The following is a 16,699-nucleotide window of genomic DNA, read 5'->3' on the forward strand; positions in this document are numbered from 1 at the left end:
GCCGATCACACCTTCGCGTCGGCGGGAAGGTACTTGCGTTGCGCTGCTTCCACTTCCGGAAAGCCGATCAGATCGACGAACTCGTGGTGCTGCAACGCGTCGGCGCTCACGTCGGCCGGCGCTTCGCCGCCGGCGAGTCGGCGCAGAGCCTCACGAGCGGCTCCGGTGGCGGCCATCAGCACCTGTGTGGGCAGGAGAGCGAGTCGAACGCCGATCTGCTGCAACACGTCCGGGGTGAACTCGCGCTCGGTCCAGGTCGACGCGGTCAACGTCGCCATCAGCGGGACGCCTACGGCGTCGTGACAGCGAGCCCACTCGTCGGCGGTCTCGAAAGTCTTCGTGACCGGCATGATCATGTCGGCACCGGCGTCGACGTATGCGGTGGCGCGTCGGATCGCGTCGTCGCCACGCGCATCGGTGCGGGCGATCATCAGGACGTGGTCCGGAAGCGAATCCCGTACCGCGCGCACCTTGCCCGACGCTTCCTCGATGCTGATGAGGTCCACCGGCTCGCCCACGCAGATGGGGCACTTCTTGGGCGAGAGCTGGTCTTCCATGAAGACGCCCTGAACACCTGCGGCGGCGAACCGGGCTGCTGTCCGCGCCGCGTTGACGGCGTTGCCGTAGCCGGTATCGATGTCCGCCACGAGGGGGAGGGAAGACGCTTCGCCGATGGTGCGTACCGCCTGAAGGTTCTCGGTCATCGTGTACAGCTCGGCGTCGGGGAGTCCGAGGGCAGCCGACACTGCGAATCCGGAGGCGCACAGGGCCGAGAATCCGGCCTGCTCGGCGAGCTTGGCGGTCAGCCCGTCCCACACGCCGGGGGCGTACACGAGTCCCTGTTCGGTCAGTTCTCTGAGTGTCGCAGTCATACACACCATCCATTTCGTATTGCGGAACGCATTCCGAAACTAGAGTGGTGGCGATCACAAGTCAAGGGGGTTTCGTAGGATGGCGGCAGCACTTCCCAGTCCGATCGAAGGAGCACACGTGGCATCGCCCATCGAGTCCGACGCCAACGCCGGCCGCGACATCGTCGGAGCGGTGGTCAAGGCGTGCAGGCTGCTCGAGCACTTCGACACCTTGCATCCGGTATGGACACTGAACGACTTGACGACAGCAAGTCGAATGAACAAGACCACCGTGCACCGGTTGATGACCACGATGATCCACGCCGGCTGGGTGGACCGAACGCCCGAGGGCTCGTACCGAATTGCCATGCCCGTTTTCGAGATCGGATCGTCGGCACTGACGCAACTCGACATCCGCGGTGCCGCGCAACCGTACCTGTCGGAGATAGCCGAAAAGTTCGGTGACACTGCGTATCTCATGGTACCTGCGGACGAGGGCGCCGTCTGCATCGATCGCCATGAAGGAAGCAATCCTCTTGTGGTCGCTGGCATTTCGATCGGTTCGGTTCTCCCGTATCACGCCACCGCAGGCCCGATGGCCATGCTGGCGTTCTCCGCTCGGATTCGCGACCGATGGCTCACCGAAGACCTACCTGCGTTCACGGATCGAACGCCGACCGCGCCGGACGAGTTGCTGACACGTCTCGAACAGATCCGAGCGCAGGGGTACGCATTGAGCAACTCGGACTACCTCACCGGCGTCGCGGCGGTCGGAGCACCGATCCTCGGACGAGGCGGCGCGGTCGTTGCATCGATCAGCGTGGGCGGCCGAGCGGAGACATTCGAGGGCGATGCCCTGAGAGAGAAGGTGTCCACGATTCTTGCCTCCGCAAAGGGCCTGTCCCGGGTGGCAGAGGCGCTACCTGCGCCGGGGCGAGAACATTGAACTATACGTACATCTACCAGGTGGGCTAGAGAGCCGAATACTCATCTACCGATTCGCTCGATCAGTTTCATGGCGTCGAAGGGTGCATATCCTTTGACGTCGTTGTCGAAGTACACGTGGACGGCTCGGCCCGTGGCCGTCCAGTCCGAGATCTTCGCTGCCCACCGATCGAGCGCCGCATCCGTGTAGCCGCTGGCATACAGCTCCTCGTCACCGTGCAGGCGGGCATACATGAAATCGGCTGTCGGAGTGTCGACGTACGGATACTTGCCGGCGGTGTCGGCGACAACGAACGCAATGTCGTTCTCGCGCAACAAGTGCACGGCCTCGTCGGTCGCGAAACTTTGATGCCGGGCCTCCACGCAGTGCCGCAGGACACGAGACGACGGAGGCGGCAACAACACCCGATCCTCGGTCAGCTTGTCATCGCGAGACTGCGCCAGAGCGACTGCAGCGGAGACTGTTCGGGGCAACACGGCGAAGAAGTCCGACATCTTCTGCGCGTCGAATTCGAGGTTCGGAGGCAACTGCCACAGGAACGGTCCGAGCTTGTCGCCCAGCGTCAAGACCCCGGTGGCGAAGAAGTTCGCGAGGGCTGCCTCGACACCGACGAGCCGCTTGATGTGGGTGACGTATCGACCGCCTTTGATGGAGAACACGAAGTCGTCCGGCGTCTCGTCGTGCCACTTGGTGAAGCTCGACGGCTTCTGCATCGCGTAGAAGGTGCCGTTGATCTCGATCGACGTCAGATGTTCCGACGCGTACCCGAGCTCCTTGCGGTGGGCCAAGCCCGCCGGATAGAAATCACCTCGCCACGGCGCGTACGTCCAACCGGAGATGCCGATCAGGACTCGGGGTCGATGCGACGCGGGCATGGACAGACTGTAGACGGACGCACGGAGAGGCACCGCTGGCCGTGATCGCCAACTAGCTGGCACCACCATCGTCACCGGACCATAATCGGTTTCTATGCGGTCGGGTGGACGAGCGGTGGTGTTGACGCTGGTCGCTGCCGGCGTGTGGCTCTTCGCGACGCCACCGCTCGATCCCGGAACCGCAGATTTCGTCGCCACCCCGGCACCCGTCGCACCCGTCGTCGAACCGCCGCCGCTGACACTCGACGAGCTGTCGACTCGCGTCGATCCCACCGTCGTCACCCTCTCGGCGTCCGCAGGATTCTCGGGGGTCGCGGGCACCGGCTTCGTCGTCGCGCCCGACGGAATCGTGCTCACCAACTTCCACGTCGTCGAGAACGCCACCGAGATCAGCGCAGTACACATGGGCAACGGACTGATCTACGACGCCACCGTGTTGGGTTACGACAAATCTCGTGACGTGGCGGTCGTGCAGTTGATCACCGCGGCCGACCTGCCGGTGGTCGAGCTGGCCCCGGACCCACTTCCCGAGGTGGGTGATGCGGTGACCGCCGTCGGGAATGCCTCGGGGGCGGGGGTATTGGTTCCTGCTCCCGGTGCGGTGACCGCCCTCGATCAGCAGGTGCGTACGCGCAGTTCGGTGGACGGATCGGGAAATACGTTGGAACGAATGATTCGCGTCGATGCCGATGTGCGAGCCGGGGATTCGGGCGGACCTCTCTTCGACGCCTGGGGCCGTGTGGTGGGCGTGAACACCGCGGGGCTGTCCGACGAGGCACGCAACGGCACCGAGTTCTCACCCCCACAGGCGCCCGAGGCGTATGCCGTTCCCATCGCCGAGGCGGTCTCGGTCCTCGATCAGGTGCTCGCCGGCCGGTCGGGTGGCACCGTACATGTCGGCCCCACACCGTATTTCGGAGTCTCGGTGCGCGATGTGTCGGTCTTCGAGAACAAGCCGGCGATGGGGGCGGCCGTCGTGACGGTGACGTTCGATTCCCCGGCGGAGGTGCTGGGATTGTCTGCGGGGGACGTGATCGTGACGTTCGACGGCACCGAGATCGGATCCTCATCGGACCTGGCGGAGGCGCTGCTCGGACGTCGCCCGGGCGAATCCGCCGTCGTCGAATGGGTCGATGACACCGGCGTGACCAGCTCCGGCACAGTCACACTCGCCGCCGGAACACCGACCGCGTAGGGGTCGTCAACCCTGCAGCACCGACAACACATTGCCCGCCGGGTCCGTGAACCAGGCGATCAGCGGCCCACCATGCCGAAAGATTCCCTTCTCGTCGGTGCCCATGGCAGGAGTGGAGCCTGCGGAACGACCCTGTATGTCCGGATACTGTGCAAACACAACCCCTTTCGCAGTCAGAGCGTCGACTGCGCTCTCGATATCGGTCACCGGGAAGTTGAGGATGGTGTACTGCGCGGGCACGTGCCCGGGACGCGGATAGATCAGCACGATCGCCCCGGTCCCGAGGTGCAGCTCGAGCATGCCCATCTCGTTCTCGGTGACCGTCAGTCCGAGTGTCTCGGTGTAGAACGCGCGCGCCGCCTGCAGGTCGTCGACGGCGAACCCCGAGAACGGTTGCCTGGTCAGCTCCAGAATTGTCATCGTCGAATTATCGCGCTCTCGCACGTGCCGCGGGCGGATATCCGAGTAGCGTGGATCTCGTGACTATTCGCCTCGGTTACCAGATGCCCAACTTCAGCTACGACGGTTCGGTCGCAGAGCTCTTTCCCCAGGTCATCGCGCAGGCGCGCGAGGCCGAAGCGGCCGGGTTCGACACCGCATTCGTGATGGATCACTTCTACCAACTTCCCGGAATCGGCAAGCCCGACGAGCCGATGCTCGAGGCCTACTCCGCGCTGTCCGCCCTTGCGACGGCCACCGACACCATTCAGCTCTCCGCCCTGGTCACCGGGAACACCTACCGCAATCCGGCGATCCTGGCCAAGACCGTCACCACGCTCGACGTCGTGAGCGGCGGTCGCGCGATCCTCGGGATCGGAGCCGGCTGGTACGAACTCGAGCACCAGAGCTTCGGACTCGAGTTCGGTACCTTCACCGACCGTTTCGAGCGACTCGACGAGGCACTGCAGATCATCGAACCCATGCTGCGCGGCCAGCGTCCGACGTTCGACGGCCTCTGGTACCAGGTCGAGAACGCGATGAACGAGCCGCGCATCCGCGACGATCTGCCGATCATGCTCGGCGGTGGCGGCGAGAAGAAGACGTTCGGCTTGGCCGCCCAGTTCGCCGACCATCTCAACATCATCTGCGACGCAAACGAACTGCCGCGCAAGATGGCTGCCGTGCAGGCCCGATGCGAGGAGGTCGACCGCGACCCCAAGGACCTCGAAACGAGCTTCCTCGCCTTCGTCATCATCGACGAGGACGGCGACAAGGCCAAGGAGTTGCAGCGCGAGTTCGTACTGAAGCAGGGCCTCGATCTGACGAACCTGTCGGAGGAGGACGCGGCGAAGGCCACCGATCGCCACTTCTGCGGAACCCCCGACGACGTTGCCGAGCAGGTGCAGAAGCGCGTCCTCGATCAGGGCGTCGACGGCATCATCATCAACCTGATCACCAACGGACACCAGCCGGGAGCCGTCGAACTGGCAGGTAAAGCCCTGAAGCCGCTCGTCTAGATATTTTCTCCAGCAGTAGCCGCGGGGGCGCGTGCAGTGGCATAGTTCCCCCGTGGCTCAGCTGAGGATGAACGGGCACCGCGTCTTGGTCGCCGACCTGACCGGCGACTCCCTGCGCGCAATGTCGGGCTCGATGGTGGCGTACGAGGGTGATGTCGCCTTCAAGAGTGCCGGCATGGGTGGTGGCGGCGGACTTCGCGCCGCACTCAAACAGAAGGTGACCGGCGAGTCGCTGTCTCTGATGGACGTGTCCGGCAAGGGCACCGTGTACTTCGCCGTCGACGCTCAGGACATCACTCTCGTCGAGGTCCAAGGCGACAACCTTCACGTCGAGTCGTCCCAATTACTCGCTCTCACAGGGCAATTGAAGACGGACATCAAATTCTCCGGTCTACGCGGCGCGAGTTCCGGCCAGGGACTGTTCACCACCGTCGTCAGCGGATCCGGCACTGTGGCATTGCTGTCCAAGGGTGGGCCGATCATCGCCCTCGCCGTCGATCCGCAATACCCACTCGTCGTCGATCCCGACGCCTTCGTCGCCCATCGCGGCCAGTTGAATCAGAGCTTCGTCACCGACGTCACGTGGCGTTCCGCCATCGGCGGCGGTAGCGGCGAGGCGTTCTCCCTCCGCTTCGACGGCCAGGGCGTCGTCTACATCCAACCCGAGGAGCGCTGACGTGCCGCTCGAACTCGTCAACAGCAAAGTCGTGAAATCCGTTCTGGCACCGAATCAGAACGTGCTCGCGCGTCGTGGAGCGATGCTCTACTACACCGGCGACGTCCGGTTCGTTCCGCACTCGATGGGCGGCTCGGCCGGTGCCATGCCGGGCATGGGCGGCGTTGCAGGCATGGCCGGGCGGATGATGGCAGGCGAGCACGTGGCGATGATGGCAGCCGAGGGGCAGGGCGAGGTCTTCTACGGTCATGCCGGGTTGTACATCGAGGTGATCCACCTCGACGGTTCGTCGATGCTCACCGTCGAAGCCGATCGACTCCTGGTGCACGACGGCTACCTCCAGAGTTCCATCGTTGCTCTGACCTCGCAGGGCGGCGTCCGTGGAGCAGTGCGCGGCGCTATGACCGGGCAGGGCCTGTTCACGACGCAGCTCACCGGCCAGGGCAGCGTTGCGGTTCTCTCGCACGGCGGCGCGACTCCGCTGCAGGTCGGGCCCGATCACCCCCAGGTCGTGGTGGATCCGCAGGCGTACGTCTGCCACATCGGCAACATCAACGTCGACATCTCCGCGAACGTCGGGTGGCGCGACGCCGTCGGCAAGGGCAGCGGCGAGGCGATCCAGTTGAAGATGACCGGCATGGGCACCGTGTGGGTGCAGGCGTCCGAGCAGAAGTTCTAGGAGGGACACCCCATGGGTCTGGACATTCACACCCCGTACACGCTGCCGGTCAACGACAACGTCCCCGGCAACGACTACGCGTTCTGCGTCGAACTCGCCGGCCAGCCGTGGTTCACGTCGAAGGGCGCGATGATCGCGTACTACGGCAATGTTCGCTTCGAACCGCTCGGACAGACGTCGATGCCCGCCATCGTCGCGGCGCGGTTCTCGTCGCCGCTGTACTCGAACGACTGGGTACTCGCGCAGGGCCAGGGCAAGCTGATCCTCGGCGATCGCGGGTTCAACATCAACAGCTACGACCTCGACGACGGCAACCTCACCATCCGGGCCGCGAACCTGCTCGCGTTCGAGCCGACTCTGGATCTCAAGCAGTCCATCGTCCCGGGATTTCTCACTCTGCTCGGTACGGGCAAGTTCCTGGCCTCGTCCAACGGCCCCGTCATGTTCGCCGAGCCACCGCTGCGTATCGACCCGGAAGCCCTTGTGGGATGGGCAGATTGCCCGTCACCGTCGCATCACTTCGACGCCGACTGGATGCAGAACTTCCTCGGTGCGGCCCGCGGATTTCTCGGTGCCAACAGCGGCGAGGAGCGGCAGTTCGACTTCACCGGTGCCGGCACAGTGCTGATCCAGTCCAGCGAAAAGGTGCTCAACGATTCGCATCTGTTGCGCTACATCGAGTCGCAGACGGTCTCGCTGGGCCAGAACTCCTTGCGAGCGCTGCACAACACCATCGGTGCCCGACTACAGCAGTAGCGCGGCTCGCAGCACCTCGACGGTATGCACGGCGGCTGTTCGGAGAAAACGCGCATACTGGAGTTTCACCTGAGGAGGTACCGTCATGGCCAACCAAGGACCCTTCGGATTCGGATCCGACGACTTCGACAAGTTCGCTCGTGAGGCAACCGAGGGACTGCGTGAGGTGGTCGGCTCACTGTTCGCATCCAACGCCGGGGCACCCAAAGCTCCGCCTGAGCCCGAAACCACAGGTCAGAAGGGTGACGGAGTCTGGGCGATCTACAGCGTCGACGACGCCGGATCGCCCCAGATCGACCAGCTCTACGCCACCGAACTCGATGCTCTCCGTGCGCACAAGGACAACACCGACCCGCGTCGACGCGTCCGCTTCCTGCCCTACGGCGTGAGCGTCAGCGTTCTGGAGGACTGAATCGGGTGCACTGGACCGCGCTCAGCGCGGCTGGCTGCACCGGATTCGTGCATGCTCGACTCGGACTGCGGCGATACCCGGACCTCACGGGTACCGATCGGTACCGCAAACCGCGATGCAGGAGTGCGAGTCGGTCTCGAACAGAAGATTCGCGGGTTTCACGATGGCTTTGCTGCGCCGCGCCCGAAAAGTGCCAAACGGTCTATTTTGAGGCAGACTCTGATGCGAACGATGCCACTCGACGACGAGGAACCTTCATGCGAACGACATTGCGCACCTTGACCATTGCCTCGGCTTGCACCACCCTCGCCCTCGTTGCACCCGCGTCGGCCCTCGCGGCCGAACCCGGGGACATCACATTCTCGTTCGCGGTCGACGGAACCAGCGTGACCAATACGATCACCAATTCCTCGGGCACGGTTATCGGCTGTGGAACATCGCTCGCACCTGCGCGGAACGGTGTTCTTCCTCCGGTCCTCGAGGTGATCGGCAACGGGCAGTCCCTGTACACCAACGGAGACACCCAGCCGGGTTCGACGGTCCAGACGATTACCGACGTCCCGGCCGGCTCCTATGTGGCGCTGGCATCGTGCACTTCCGTCGACGGGGACACCACCACCGCATGGATCTCGGATTACCCCGGACTCGACGAATTTCTGAACGGGCTTCCCTGGACTTCATACAAGGTGGAGCAGTCCTCCACTGTCGTCACCGTCGAGCCGAGTACGCCGGCCCCCGATCTCGGATCCATACTGGACAGCGGTAGCGCCGCCAACTGAATCACGCAAGAAACGCGACTACCGCATCCGCTGCCTGGTCGACGCCACCGTGCGCCCGCACCTCTGCACTGATCCCCGTTGCGCGCGGTGCGAATTCGCGAGCTTTGGCAACGGCGTCGGCCAGGACCGCAGCCGTGACCTTCTCGAATTCCAGGTGCACTCCTACCCCCAGTTCGGCGAGCATCGCGGCGTTGCCGAATTGATCGACTGCCTGGGGGATGGCAACGGTCGGGACGCCGAACCACAGCGCCTCGGTGCAGCCGCCCATTCCGGCGTGGGTGATGAAGACGGTGGCCGCGTCCAGCACCGCGAGCTGTGGAACATGTTCGTGTACTTCGATATTCGCGGGTAGCTCTCCGAGCACGGCCGGGTCGACGCGTCGGCCGATGGAGATCACCACGTGCCACTCGGTGTTCGCGAAGGTCTCGATGCACAGTCGGTAGAACTCGGGTCGTTCGTTGTAGCCCGTGCCGAACGAGATGTACAGGATCGGCGCGTCGGGTGCGGTCCAGCTGCGGTCCTGCAGGCGTACCGGATCGAGGCACGGCCCGACGAACTGCACCGAATCCGGTACCCGATCCGCATGGGGCTGCATCACTTTCGGGATCAGCGACAGACAGTGCTGCGGGTAGGTGATCCACTCCCACGGATCGGCGTCGATGTCGTTCTCTCGCAACCAGGCTGCATAGTTTTCGCGATACGCAACGCCGGTCGGCGACTCTCGAATGGAGGTCATCCCATCACCGAGATCCTCGGCGTATCCATCCCAAGCCACGTACGTCGGCGACAGTTGCACTGCCGTCACCCCGTAGCGCACACCGAGGACGGGTGCCGTCATTCCGCCGATGTCGTACAGGAACAGATCCGGCTGATCGTCGTCGTAGAACCCCGTGAGCACGGGTAACGACGCAATTGCCTCGTCGAGGAAGACCTGCATCGCCGCCGCCGGATCGTCCGGCCACGACGCCTCTCCGTCGGGAAGTATCGAGGTGAACGGCACCACTTCGACTCCTGCGGGTTCGACCACGTGTCGCAGAGAATCACCGACGGCATAGGTGACGCGATGCCCGCGCCGGACCAGCTCGGCTATCACGGCCAGCGATGGATAGATATGACTCGGGGCCGTCGTGCCGATCATGGCGATGTGCATGGTGCCACCGTAAGGCGCATCGCGTGCGGAGAGCTAGTGGATTTCGTTGGCGATCAGATCCAGCAAGCCGGGAAATCGATCGTTCAGCTCCTGGCGTCGCAGCGTCACTTTGCGGCTGTTTCCGCGATCGACCTGGAACACCAGTCCGGCTTCCCGCAGCACTCGAAAGTGATGTGTCAGAGTCGATTTGGTGACGCCGAGCTCGAACGACATGCAGGTTCGCTCGGCACCGTCGTCGTCGCCGACGAGTTCGGTGACCACTTTGCGCCGCAGTGGATCCGCCAGTGCAGACATCACCGCGCCGAGTTGCATTTCCTCGGGCTCCGGATGCCCGTTCTCGTCTGCCATGAGCTCCTCCCCACAACAAGGTACGACTTGCGCCGTACCTTCAAACCTGGTCTAGTACGAAAACCATCGTACCTAAGCCAAGGGGGATCCATGAGAGCAGTTCTGCCGGTCGTACTCGCAGCACAGTTCGTCGTACCGATGTCCATCTCGGGCACCGCCATCGCGCTCCCGGTGATCGCCGCAGATCTCGGCTCCGATCCGACACCGCTGCAATGGGTCGTCAACGGCTTCAACGTTGCCTTCGCGTTGTTCACCGTCGTCTGGGGTGCGGTCTCGGATCGCATCGGCCACCGCACGTCGTTCCGCATCGGCGTCGTGCTCACGGCTGTCGCCAGCCTGGCCAGTGCACTGGCACCCTCCTTGCTCCTGCTCGACGCCGCGAGAGTCCTCGCCGGCATCGGTGCCGCAGCAGTACTGGTGGGCTCGACGTCCATTCTTTCGCTGCATTTCGAGGGGACCGAACGAGCGAAGGCGTTCGCCCTGTTCGGCACCGTGAACGGACTGGGGTTGGCACTCGGGCCGACCATCTCCGGACTGCTGATCGCCGTGCTCGATTGGCGTGGAGTGTTCGCCGCTCAGGCACTCGTCCTTCTGGTCGCGGCCGTCGGCACCCTGGCCCTGCCGGCACTACGCACCCCCACCACACCATCGACACTGCTCGATTTCGGCCTACTGCGTAACCGTCGTTTCCTCGCACTGTGCCTGGTACCGGTCGCCGGAGCCATCGGATTCGTCACCCTGCTCACCTATCTGCCCGCTGCGCTCAGCGCCGTCGCGTCTCTGACGCCGGGACGGGCCGGACTGTTCATGCTGGCGATGACGATTCCGGTACTGATCGCTCCGTTGACGGTCGCCAGAGCGCTCACCGCCTTCCAAGCCGTCACCCCGAACCGTGTGATCGGCACGAGTCTCGGCTTCCTGGTTCTCGGGAATCTCGGCATGCTGGCCCTGCAACCAGGCGTCTCGCTCGCCGCCGTCGTGGTCCCGATGATTCTGTTGGGGCTCGGATTCGGGCTCCCGATCGGGCTGGTCGACGGCGAAGCACTCGCTGCGGTTCCGCCGCACAGCAGCGGCACCGCAGCAGGAGTACTCAATCTCTTCCGCATCGGTAGCGAGGCCGTGATGGTCGCCGGCTACGCCTGGCTGCTGACGATCCTCGTCCGCGGACGTGTGCCCGGCGAGGCCGACGCCGAGGCAGCGGCGGCCGGGCAACCGGGGTTCGCCGACGCCTACGCCCACGCCTTCACCGAAGTCATCGCCCTGGTGGTGGTCGCCGTGGCCGTCACCGCAGCGCTGATCGTCGTGCTTTCCCGGACGGGCAGGTCCGACGTATCGTCGGCGAATGTCCTTTCTGCAACCGGTGACCCTCACTGACGATCTCGTGACCCTCGAGCCGCTGAGCCACGATCATCTCGAAGGTCTGTGCGACGCCGCCCGCGACGGAGAGCTGTGGAATCTCTGGTACACCAGCGTGCCGAAGCCCGAGGAGATGGCCGCCGAGATCGACCGTCGACTCGGACTGCTCGACGCAGGCACCATGCTTCCGTTCACGCTGCGCCGCAACGACACCGGGCAGATCATCGGAGCGACGACATTCTGCAACGCCGACGCCACCAACCGTCGCGTCGAAATCGGATACACCTGGAATGCCCGCTCCGCGCACGGAACCGGCACCAATCCCGCGAGCAAACTGCTGCTGTTGACGCATGCATTCGAGGAACTGGGATGCATCGCCGTCGAATTTCGTACCCACTGGATGAACCTGCAGTCGCGGACGGCGATCGCGAAACTGGGTGCGAAGCAGGACGGAATTCTGCGCAATCATCAACGCATGTCCGACGGTTCGTTGCGTGACACCGTCGTGTTCTCGATCATAGAATCCGAATGGCCCACCGTCCGCAACGAACTCCGCAGGCGTACCTCACGGTAGGTTGACCCCATGCGTGTGGATGGGCGGGACATTCCCGTAGCGGGAAACCTGCTTCAGCCGCTGGTGCGGAGAACCAGCGACATCATTCGGGTCGTATCGGCCGCGGCACTGCTGGGCGTGGTGATCGCCGGTTCGCTGATCACCAGAAATCAGTGGGATGCGCTCGAGCAATCGGTCTCGAACATCGTCGGCGTGCTCAGTCCCGACCAGTCCAATGCCGTCTACATCGTCTACGGCGTCGCCATTCTCGCGCTCCCGTTCGGCGTCCTGATCGGACTGATCGCCGGCCGCAAATGGAAACTGCTCGCCGGGTACGCGGCGGCGGCACTGCTGGCCGCCTTGGCGCTGTCGATCACCGGAACCGGGATCTCCACTCCCACGTGGGACCTCGACGTTCCCGAGCGACTCGACACCTTCCTCTCGCAATTCCTCGACGATTCGCGCTGGATCGCCATGTTGGCCGCGGCCCTGACGGTGTCCGGCCCCGGCCTGCCCGCACGATGGCGTCGGGCATGGTGGACGTTGTTGCTCGCGTTCGTACCGATACACCTGGTCGTCTCCACCGTGGTCCCGGCTCGCTCGATGCTCGGACTGGCGGTCGGCTGGCTCGTCGGAGCCGTCATCGTGTTGCTCGTCGGTACACCGGCACTGGAGGTTCCACTCGACGCGGCTGTTCGCCTGTTCCACAGTCGCGGTGTCACCGTTCGCAGCTTCACTGTCGTCCGTCCGGCCGGCCCCGGCCCGTTGGTGTTGAACGCGCACACTCCCGACGCCGATGTGGTGGTCGAGTTGTACGGGCAGAATCAGCGCAGCGGCGGCGCACTGCGCCAGTCCTGGCGGTGGTTCACGCTGCGTGGCAGCGAAACTGCGCCACTGCACGCGTCGATGCGCCGGGCCGTCGAGCATCGCGCCCTGATGGGTCTGGCCATCAAGGGGTTGGGTGCGGCGGGCAGTCACCCGCTGGCGGTGGCAGCGCTGGACAGGGGATGGACCCTGTACGCGCACAGCCTGCCCATCGGTGATCCGGTCGAGGCGGAGCACGACGACGCCACCCTCGGTGCCCTGTGGACGGCCCTGAACACCCTGCACGAGAACCAGATCTCGCACGGCGATCTGCACCGCGGCGAACTGAGGATCCACGACGGCAATGCCCTGTTCTGCGGTTTCGGCCACGCCGAACTCGGTGCCTCGGCTTCCCAGATGCAATCCGACGTCGCGCAGTTGTTGCTCACAACGGCGGACCTGTTCGGCTCCCAGCGCGCCGTCGCGACCGCCATCGACGTACTCGGCTTCGAGACCGTGGTCGCGGCCTCGGGTCGATTGACCAAGTCCGCCATCCCGCCTCGCATTCGCCAGTCGGTGCGCGACGCCGACAAGACGATGAAGGCCGTCCGGCTCGAAGTTCTCGAGCAGACCGGCACCGCGAAGATCGAGGCCGAACAGGTCACCCGATTCAGCCGCAACCAGATCATCTCGCTCGTGCTGTTGATCGGATTGGTCTATGTCGCATACCCGTTCATCAGTGCGGTGCCCGCGTTCGTCACCGAACTCGGGTCGGCCAACTGGTGGTGGGCTCTGCTCGGTCTGGCGGTGTCCGCACTGACGTACATCGGTGCCGGAGCTGCGTTGTGGGCGTGCGCGCTGGGCAAGGTCAGCTTCTGGAATCTGACGGTGATGCAGGTCGCCAACACCTTCGCGGCGACGACGACACCAGCGGGCGTCGGCGGACTGGCCCTGAGCGTGCGCTTCCTGCAGAAGGGTGGGCTGGGAACGGTTCGCGCGACGGCCGCTGTGGCGCTGCAACAATCCGTCCAGGTGATCACGCACGTGAGCCTGCTGATCTTCTTCAGCGTCGTCGCAGGCACCTCGTCCGGACTGTCGAACATGGTGCCGGGCAACACTGTTCTGTATCTCATCGCCGGTGCTGCTTTCGGCGTCGTCGGGACGTTCATGTTCGTCCCGAAGCTGCGCCGCTGGCTGCGGGTCGCCGTCCGGCCGCAGATCAAGGAGGTCCTCGGCGAACTGGGCGAGCTCGCCCGCGACCCCAAACGCTTCTCGATCATCATTCTCGGCTGCGCGGCGACGACGTTGGGTGCCGCGCTTGCACTGTGGGCGAGCATCGAGGCCTTCGGCGGCGGCACCACGTTCGTCACCGTGACGGTGGTGACGATGATCGGCGGAACTCTTGCCTCCGCCGCGCCGACGCCGGGCGGTGTGGGTGCCGTGGAGGCCGCACTCATCGGCGGTCTGGCCGCCTTCGGCGTGCCCGCCTCCATCGCCGTACCGTCGGTGTTGCTCTACCGTGTCCTGACCTGCTGGTTGCCGGTGTTTCTCGGGTGGCCGACATTACGGTGGCTCACCAAGCGAGACATGGTCTGACGCACCGGTAGCCAGCGAGTACGCCCGATTCCGGCCCAGCTCCAGGTGGCGCTGGTAGCGTTCAGTCGGCCGGGGATCTGCCCATGAGAGGTATGCCCATTTCCAGACCGGGGACTGCGGTGACGGCCGAGGGCCGAACACGGTACAGACCTGGCCTCGACGCCACACACTCGAGTGTCGACGACGACTACACGTATTTCGCGAACACAGCTCGCGAGCGTTGGGTGCGGTATTTCATCGGGACCCTGACACTGTTGTTCGGCCTGTCCGGGATCCTGATGGTTCCCACCGGCATCCACTACGACGGCTTGGCGGTATTCGTCCTCATCGGGGCGTTGACAACGATTCCGGTCGCGATCGCGTGGTTCGTCAGACCATGGCCGTCGACACGTCTGGCCAATGCCTTCGTGTTCTACGCGGACGTCGGCATCGTTGGCATCCTGTTCAGCAGCACCGACCATTACGTACCGCTGGCCGGGTGCATGATGTTCACGATCGTGGCCGTCTTCACCGTCATCGCCAGCTCGTTCCGAGTCATGTGGGCTCACCTGGCAGTCTCGGTGGCGACCGTACTTGCGCTCGGCGTACTCGCGGTCGGTCAGGGAAAGAACCCGTGGCTGGTGGCAGCAACCGCAGTCACAGTCGCCACGTTGTACCTCACCCCCCTGATGATGCGGGCGTACATCCGACATCTACGTTCTCGGGCATCGGGTGCCGTCGTCGATTCGCTGACCGGCCTGTACAACCGGCGCGGATTGCTCGAGGCGATCGACGACGTCGGTACCGCGTCCACCGACTGCGCCTCGGATCGAACCCTCGGGGTCACCGTTCTCGACATCGATCGGTTCAAGGACATCAACGACAGATTCGGGCACCCCACCGGCGACGCAGTACTGATCGAGGTCGCCTCGCGACTCACCGCCGCGGTTCCGAAGACATCGGTGGTCTCGCGTCTGGCGGCGACGAGTTCGTCATCGTGCACGTCGGTTCGCCCGGCGAGATCGAATCGACCGATCACAGGATCCGGGCCGGTCTCGACGAGAGCTTCTCCGGGCCGCCCTTCACCGCCAGTGTCGGTTCGGCCTCGGAGCTCCTAGGGAGCGAACCAGTCACCCCTACCATCGTGCGCACACTGATCGCACTGGCCGATATCGAGATGTATCGCAACAAGTCTCGACTGTCCGAGGACGACGGCAGTGCACGGGGCAGCGGCACCGGAACGCGAGCGGCCATCCGCACGCGCATCGAGACTCTGATCTCGCGAGGCGGGCCGGACGTGGTGTTCCAACCTATCTGCGACGCGGCCACCACGACGGTCGTCGGGTACGAGGCGCTCTCTCGCTTTCCTTTCGGCTACGGCCCGCCGTCGATGTGGTTCCGCGACGCCACCGATGCGGGAATCGGACCGCTTCTCGAAGTCGCGGCCATCGACCGTGCGCTGGCCGCATCCGAATCACTTCCCTGCGGCATCTTCATCTCACTCAACGCATCTGCCGACACCATTCGCTCCACCGATCTGGCTGCCGTACTGCGGCCGTTCCAGAAGAACCGACAGTTCCACATCGAAATCACCGAACACGAGCGAGTCCACGACTACCGCGCGGTCGCCCGAACCATCGAATCCTTGCGCGGGGCAGGCATCTCCATCTCCGTCGACGACGTGGGTGCAGGCTTCGCCGGACTTCGCCAGGTGGTCGAATTGCGACCCGACACCCTGAAGGTCGACTACGCACTGGTGCACGGAATCGACACCGACCCGATTCGACGGGCCGCCGCTGCATCGGTGATCGGATTCGCACACGAGATCGGCTCGACGGTCATCATGGAAGGCGTCGAAACCGAAGCGGAACTGCGGGTGGCCGTCGAACTCGGAGCAGACATGGTGCAGGGCTTTCTCACCGGACGACCTCTACCGCTGTCGGACATCAGCAGGTAGCGCTGCACCGCCGCTCTCGCAGAGAACTCAGATCGACGAATCGACGGTGAACTTAGTCAGAGTCGGCGCGGCGGCGAGCAGCGGCGGCAACTCGGCGATCTTGCCCGGTCCGGCGCGGAACTCGCGGTACTTCGCATCGGCCTCGGCCGACTCCCACGTCTCGTAGGCGATCACGTGTGCCTCGTTCTCCTCGTCGACCCACACCTCGACACCGAGGCAACCCTCGAATGCGCGAGTATCGGCGAGCACCGTCCGCAGCAACGCGCGGGCATCGGCCACGGACTCGGGCTTGAACGTCAGATCCAACAGAGCGATGAGTGCCATGGCTTC

19 protein-coding genes are annotated in these 16,699 nt (G+C 64.5%); 13 read left to right on the forward strand and 6 right to left on the reverse strand.

The annotated features are described in order from the left end of the window. Positions 1-5 precede the first annotated feature (5 nt). On the reverse strand, positions 6-872 hold the full coding sequence (locus ABZ677_RS09605; protein ID WP_094635019.1) for an isocitrate lyase/PEP mutase family protein: 867 nt from the start codon (positions 870-872) through the stop codon (positions 6-8). A 118-nt stretch (positions 873-990) separates the two neighbouring features. Here ABZ677_RS09605 and ABZ677_RS09610 point away from each other — a divergent pair, with 118 nt between their 5' ends. Next, positions 991-1,797, forward strand: a complete 807-nt coding sequence (locus tag ABZ677_RS09610; protein WP_037195521.1) for an IclR family transcriptional regulator — start codon at positions 991-993, stop codon at positions 1,795-1,797. Positions 1,798-1,838: 41 nt separating this feature from the next. Here ABZ677_RS09610 and ABZ677_RS09615 read toward each other — a convergent pair whose 3' ends face one another. Further along, positions 1,839-2,672: a DUF72 domain-containing protein gene (locus ABZ677_RS09615; protein ID WP_358368718.1), complete on the reverse strand. Its 834-nt coding sequence runs from the start codon at positions 2,670-2,672 to the stop codon at positions 1,839-1,841. Positions 2,673-2,766: 94 nt separating this feature from the next. Between ABZ677_RS09615 and ABZ677_RS09620 the strand changes: the two genes are divergently transcribed. Further along, positions 2,767-3,867, forward strand: a complete 1,101-nt coding sequence (locus ABZ677_RS09620) for a trypsin-like peptidase domain-containing protein (protein ID WP_358368721.1) — start codon at positions 2,767-2,769, stop codon at positions 3,865-3,867. 6 nt (positions 3,868-3,873) lie between these two features. Here ABZ677_RS09620 and ABZ677_RS09625 read toward each other — a convergent pair whose 3' ends face one another. Then, entirely contained in the window at positions 3,874-4,287 is a 414-nt protein-coding gene (locus ABZ677_RS09625) for a VOC family protein (protein WP_358368724.1), read from the reverse strand. 59 nt (positions 4,288-4,346) lie between these two features. Between ABZ677_RS09625 and ABZ677_RS09630 the strand changes: the two genes are divergently transcribed. The 6 genes from ABZ677_RS09630 to ABZ677_RS09655 all read left to right on the forward strand — a co-directional run bounded on the left by ABZ677_RS09630 (position 4,347) and on the right by ABZ677_RS09655 (position 8,626). Next, positions 4,347-5,324: an LLM class F420-dependent oxidoreductase gene (locus tag ABZ677_RS09630; protein WP_179274782.1), complete on the forward strand. Its 978-nt coding sequence runs from the start codon at positions 4,347-4,349 to the stop codon at positions 5,322-5,324. 67 nt (positions 5,325-5,391) lie between these two features. Continuing rightward, the gene (locus ABZ677_RS09635) at positions 5,392-6,000 is read left to right on the forward strand and encodes an AIM24 family protein (protein ID WP_037194903.1); all 609 of its coding nucleotides are present in this window, start codon (positions 5,392-5,394) and stop codon (positions 5,998-6,000) included. A 1-nt stretch (position 6,001) separates the two neighbouring features. After that, positions 6,002-6,679 (forward strand): AIM24 family protein, encoded by a 678-nt coding sequence (locus ABZ677_RS09640; RefSeq protein WP_037194904.1) that lies wholly within the window; start codon positions 6,002-6,004, stop codon positions 6,677-6,679. A 12-nt stretch (positions 6,680-6,691) separates the two neighbouring features. Beyond that, a complete protein-coding gene (locus tag ABZ677_RS09645) occupies positions 6,692-7,435 on the forward strand; it encodes an AIM24 family protein (protein WP_037194905.1) in 744 nt (247 codons plus the stop codon). 85 nt (positions 7,436-7,520) lie between these two features. After that, complete coding sequence (locus ABZ677_RS09650) at positions 7,521-7,847, forward strand: hypothetical protein (RefSeq protein ID WP_037194906.1); 327 nt, start codon at positions 7,521-7,523, stop codon at positions 7,845-7,847. 257 nt (positions 7,848-8,104) lie between these two features. Beyond that, positions 8,105-8,626, forward strand: coding sequence for a hypothetical protein (locus ABZ677_RS09655; RefSeq protein WP_358368730.1), 522 nt, complete (start codon positions 8,105-8,107; stop codon positions 8,624-8,626). A gap of 1 nt (position 8,627) precedes the next feature. Here the strand turns inward: ABZ677_RS09655 and ABZ677_RS09660 are convergent, their stop codons facing one another. After that, a complete protein-coding gene (locus ABZ677_RS09660; protein WP_358368733.1) occupies positions 8,628-9,776 on the reverse strand; it encodes a macrolide family glycosyltransferase in 1,149 nt (382 codons plus the stop codon). Between the two features lie 33 nt (positions 9,777-9,809). Continuing rightward, on the reverse strand, positions 9,810-10,124 hold the full coding sequence (locus ABZ677_RS09665; RefSeq protein WP_037194912.1) for a winged helix-turn-helix domain-containing protein: 315 nt from the start codon (positions 10,122-10,124) through the stop codon (positions 9,810-9,812). A 90-nt stretch (positions 10,125-10,214) separates the two neighbouring features. Between ABZ677_RS09665 and ABZ677_RS09670 the strand changes: the two genes are divergently transcribed. The 5 genes from ABZ677_RS09670 (at position 10,215) to ABZ677_RS09690 (ending at position 16,369) form a co-directional block, all read left to right on the forward strand. Continuing rightward, positions 10,215-11,498, forward strand: coding sequence for an MFS transporter (locus ABZ677_RS09670; RefSeq protein ID WP_358368736.1), 1,284 nt, complete (start codon positions 10,215-10,217; stop codon positions 11,496-11,498). Further along, complete coding sequence (locus ABZ677_RS09675) at positions 11,467-12,054, forward strand: GNAT family protein (protein ID WP_037194914.1); 588 nt, start codon at positions 11,467-11,469, stop codon at positions 12,052-12,054. Before ABZ677_RS09670 ends, ABZ677_RS09675 begins: the two co-directional genes overlap by 32 nt. 9 nt (positions 12,055-12,063) lie before the next feature. Then, complete coding sequence (locus tag ABZ677_RS09680; protein ID WP_037194916.1) at positions 12,064-14,433, forward strand: lysylphosphatidylglycerol synthase transmembrane domain-containing protein; 2,370 nt, start codon at positions 12,064-12,066, stop codon at positions 14,431-14,433. A gap of 92 nt (positions 14,434-14,525) precedes the next feature. After that, a complete protein-coding gene (locus ABZ677_RS09685) occupies positions 14,526-15,530 on the forward strand; it encodes a GGDEF domain-containing protein (protein WP_358368740.1) in 1,005 nt (334 codons plus the stop codon). A gap of 26 nt (positions 15,531-15,556) precedes the next feature. Then, the gene (locus tag ABZ677_RS09690) at positions 15,557-16,369 is read left to right on the forward strand and encodes an EAL domain-containing protein (protein WP_358368743.1); all 813 of its coding nucleotides are present in this window, start codon (positions 15,557-15,559) and stop codon (positions 16,367-16,369) included. A gap of 27 nt (positions 16,370-16,396) precedes the next feature. Here ABZ677_RS09690 and ABZ677_RS09695 read toward each other — a convergent pair whose 3' ends face one another. Continuing rightward, the gene (locus ABZ677_RS09695) at positions 16,397-16,693 is read right to left on the reverse strand and encodes an antibiotic biosynthesis monooxygenase (RefSeq protein ID WP_094635013.1); all 297 of its coding nucleotides are present in this window, start codon (positions 16,691-16,693) and stop codon (positions 16,397-16,399) included. Between the last annotated feature and the right edge of the window lie 6 nt (positions 16,694-16,699).

The organism is Rhodococcus sp. NPDC006774, assembly GCF_040636045.1.
In the GTDB taxonomy this organism is placed as follows: Bacteria; Actinomycetota; Actinomycetes; order Mycobacteriales; family Mycobacteriaceae; genus Rhodococcoides.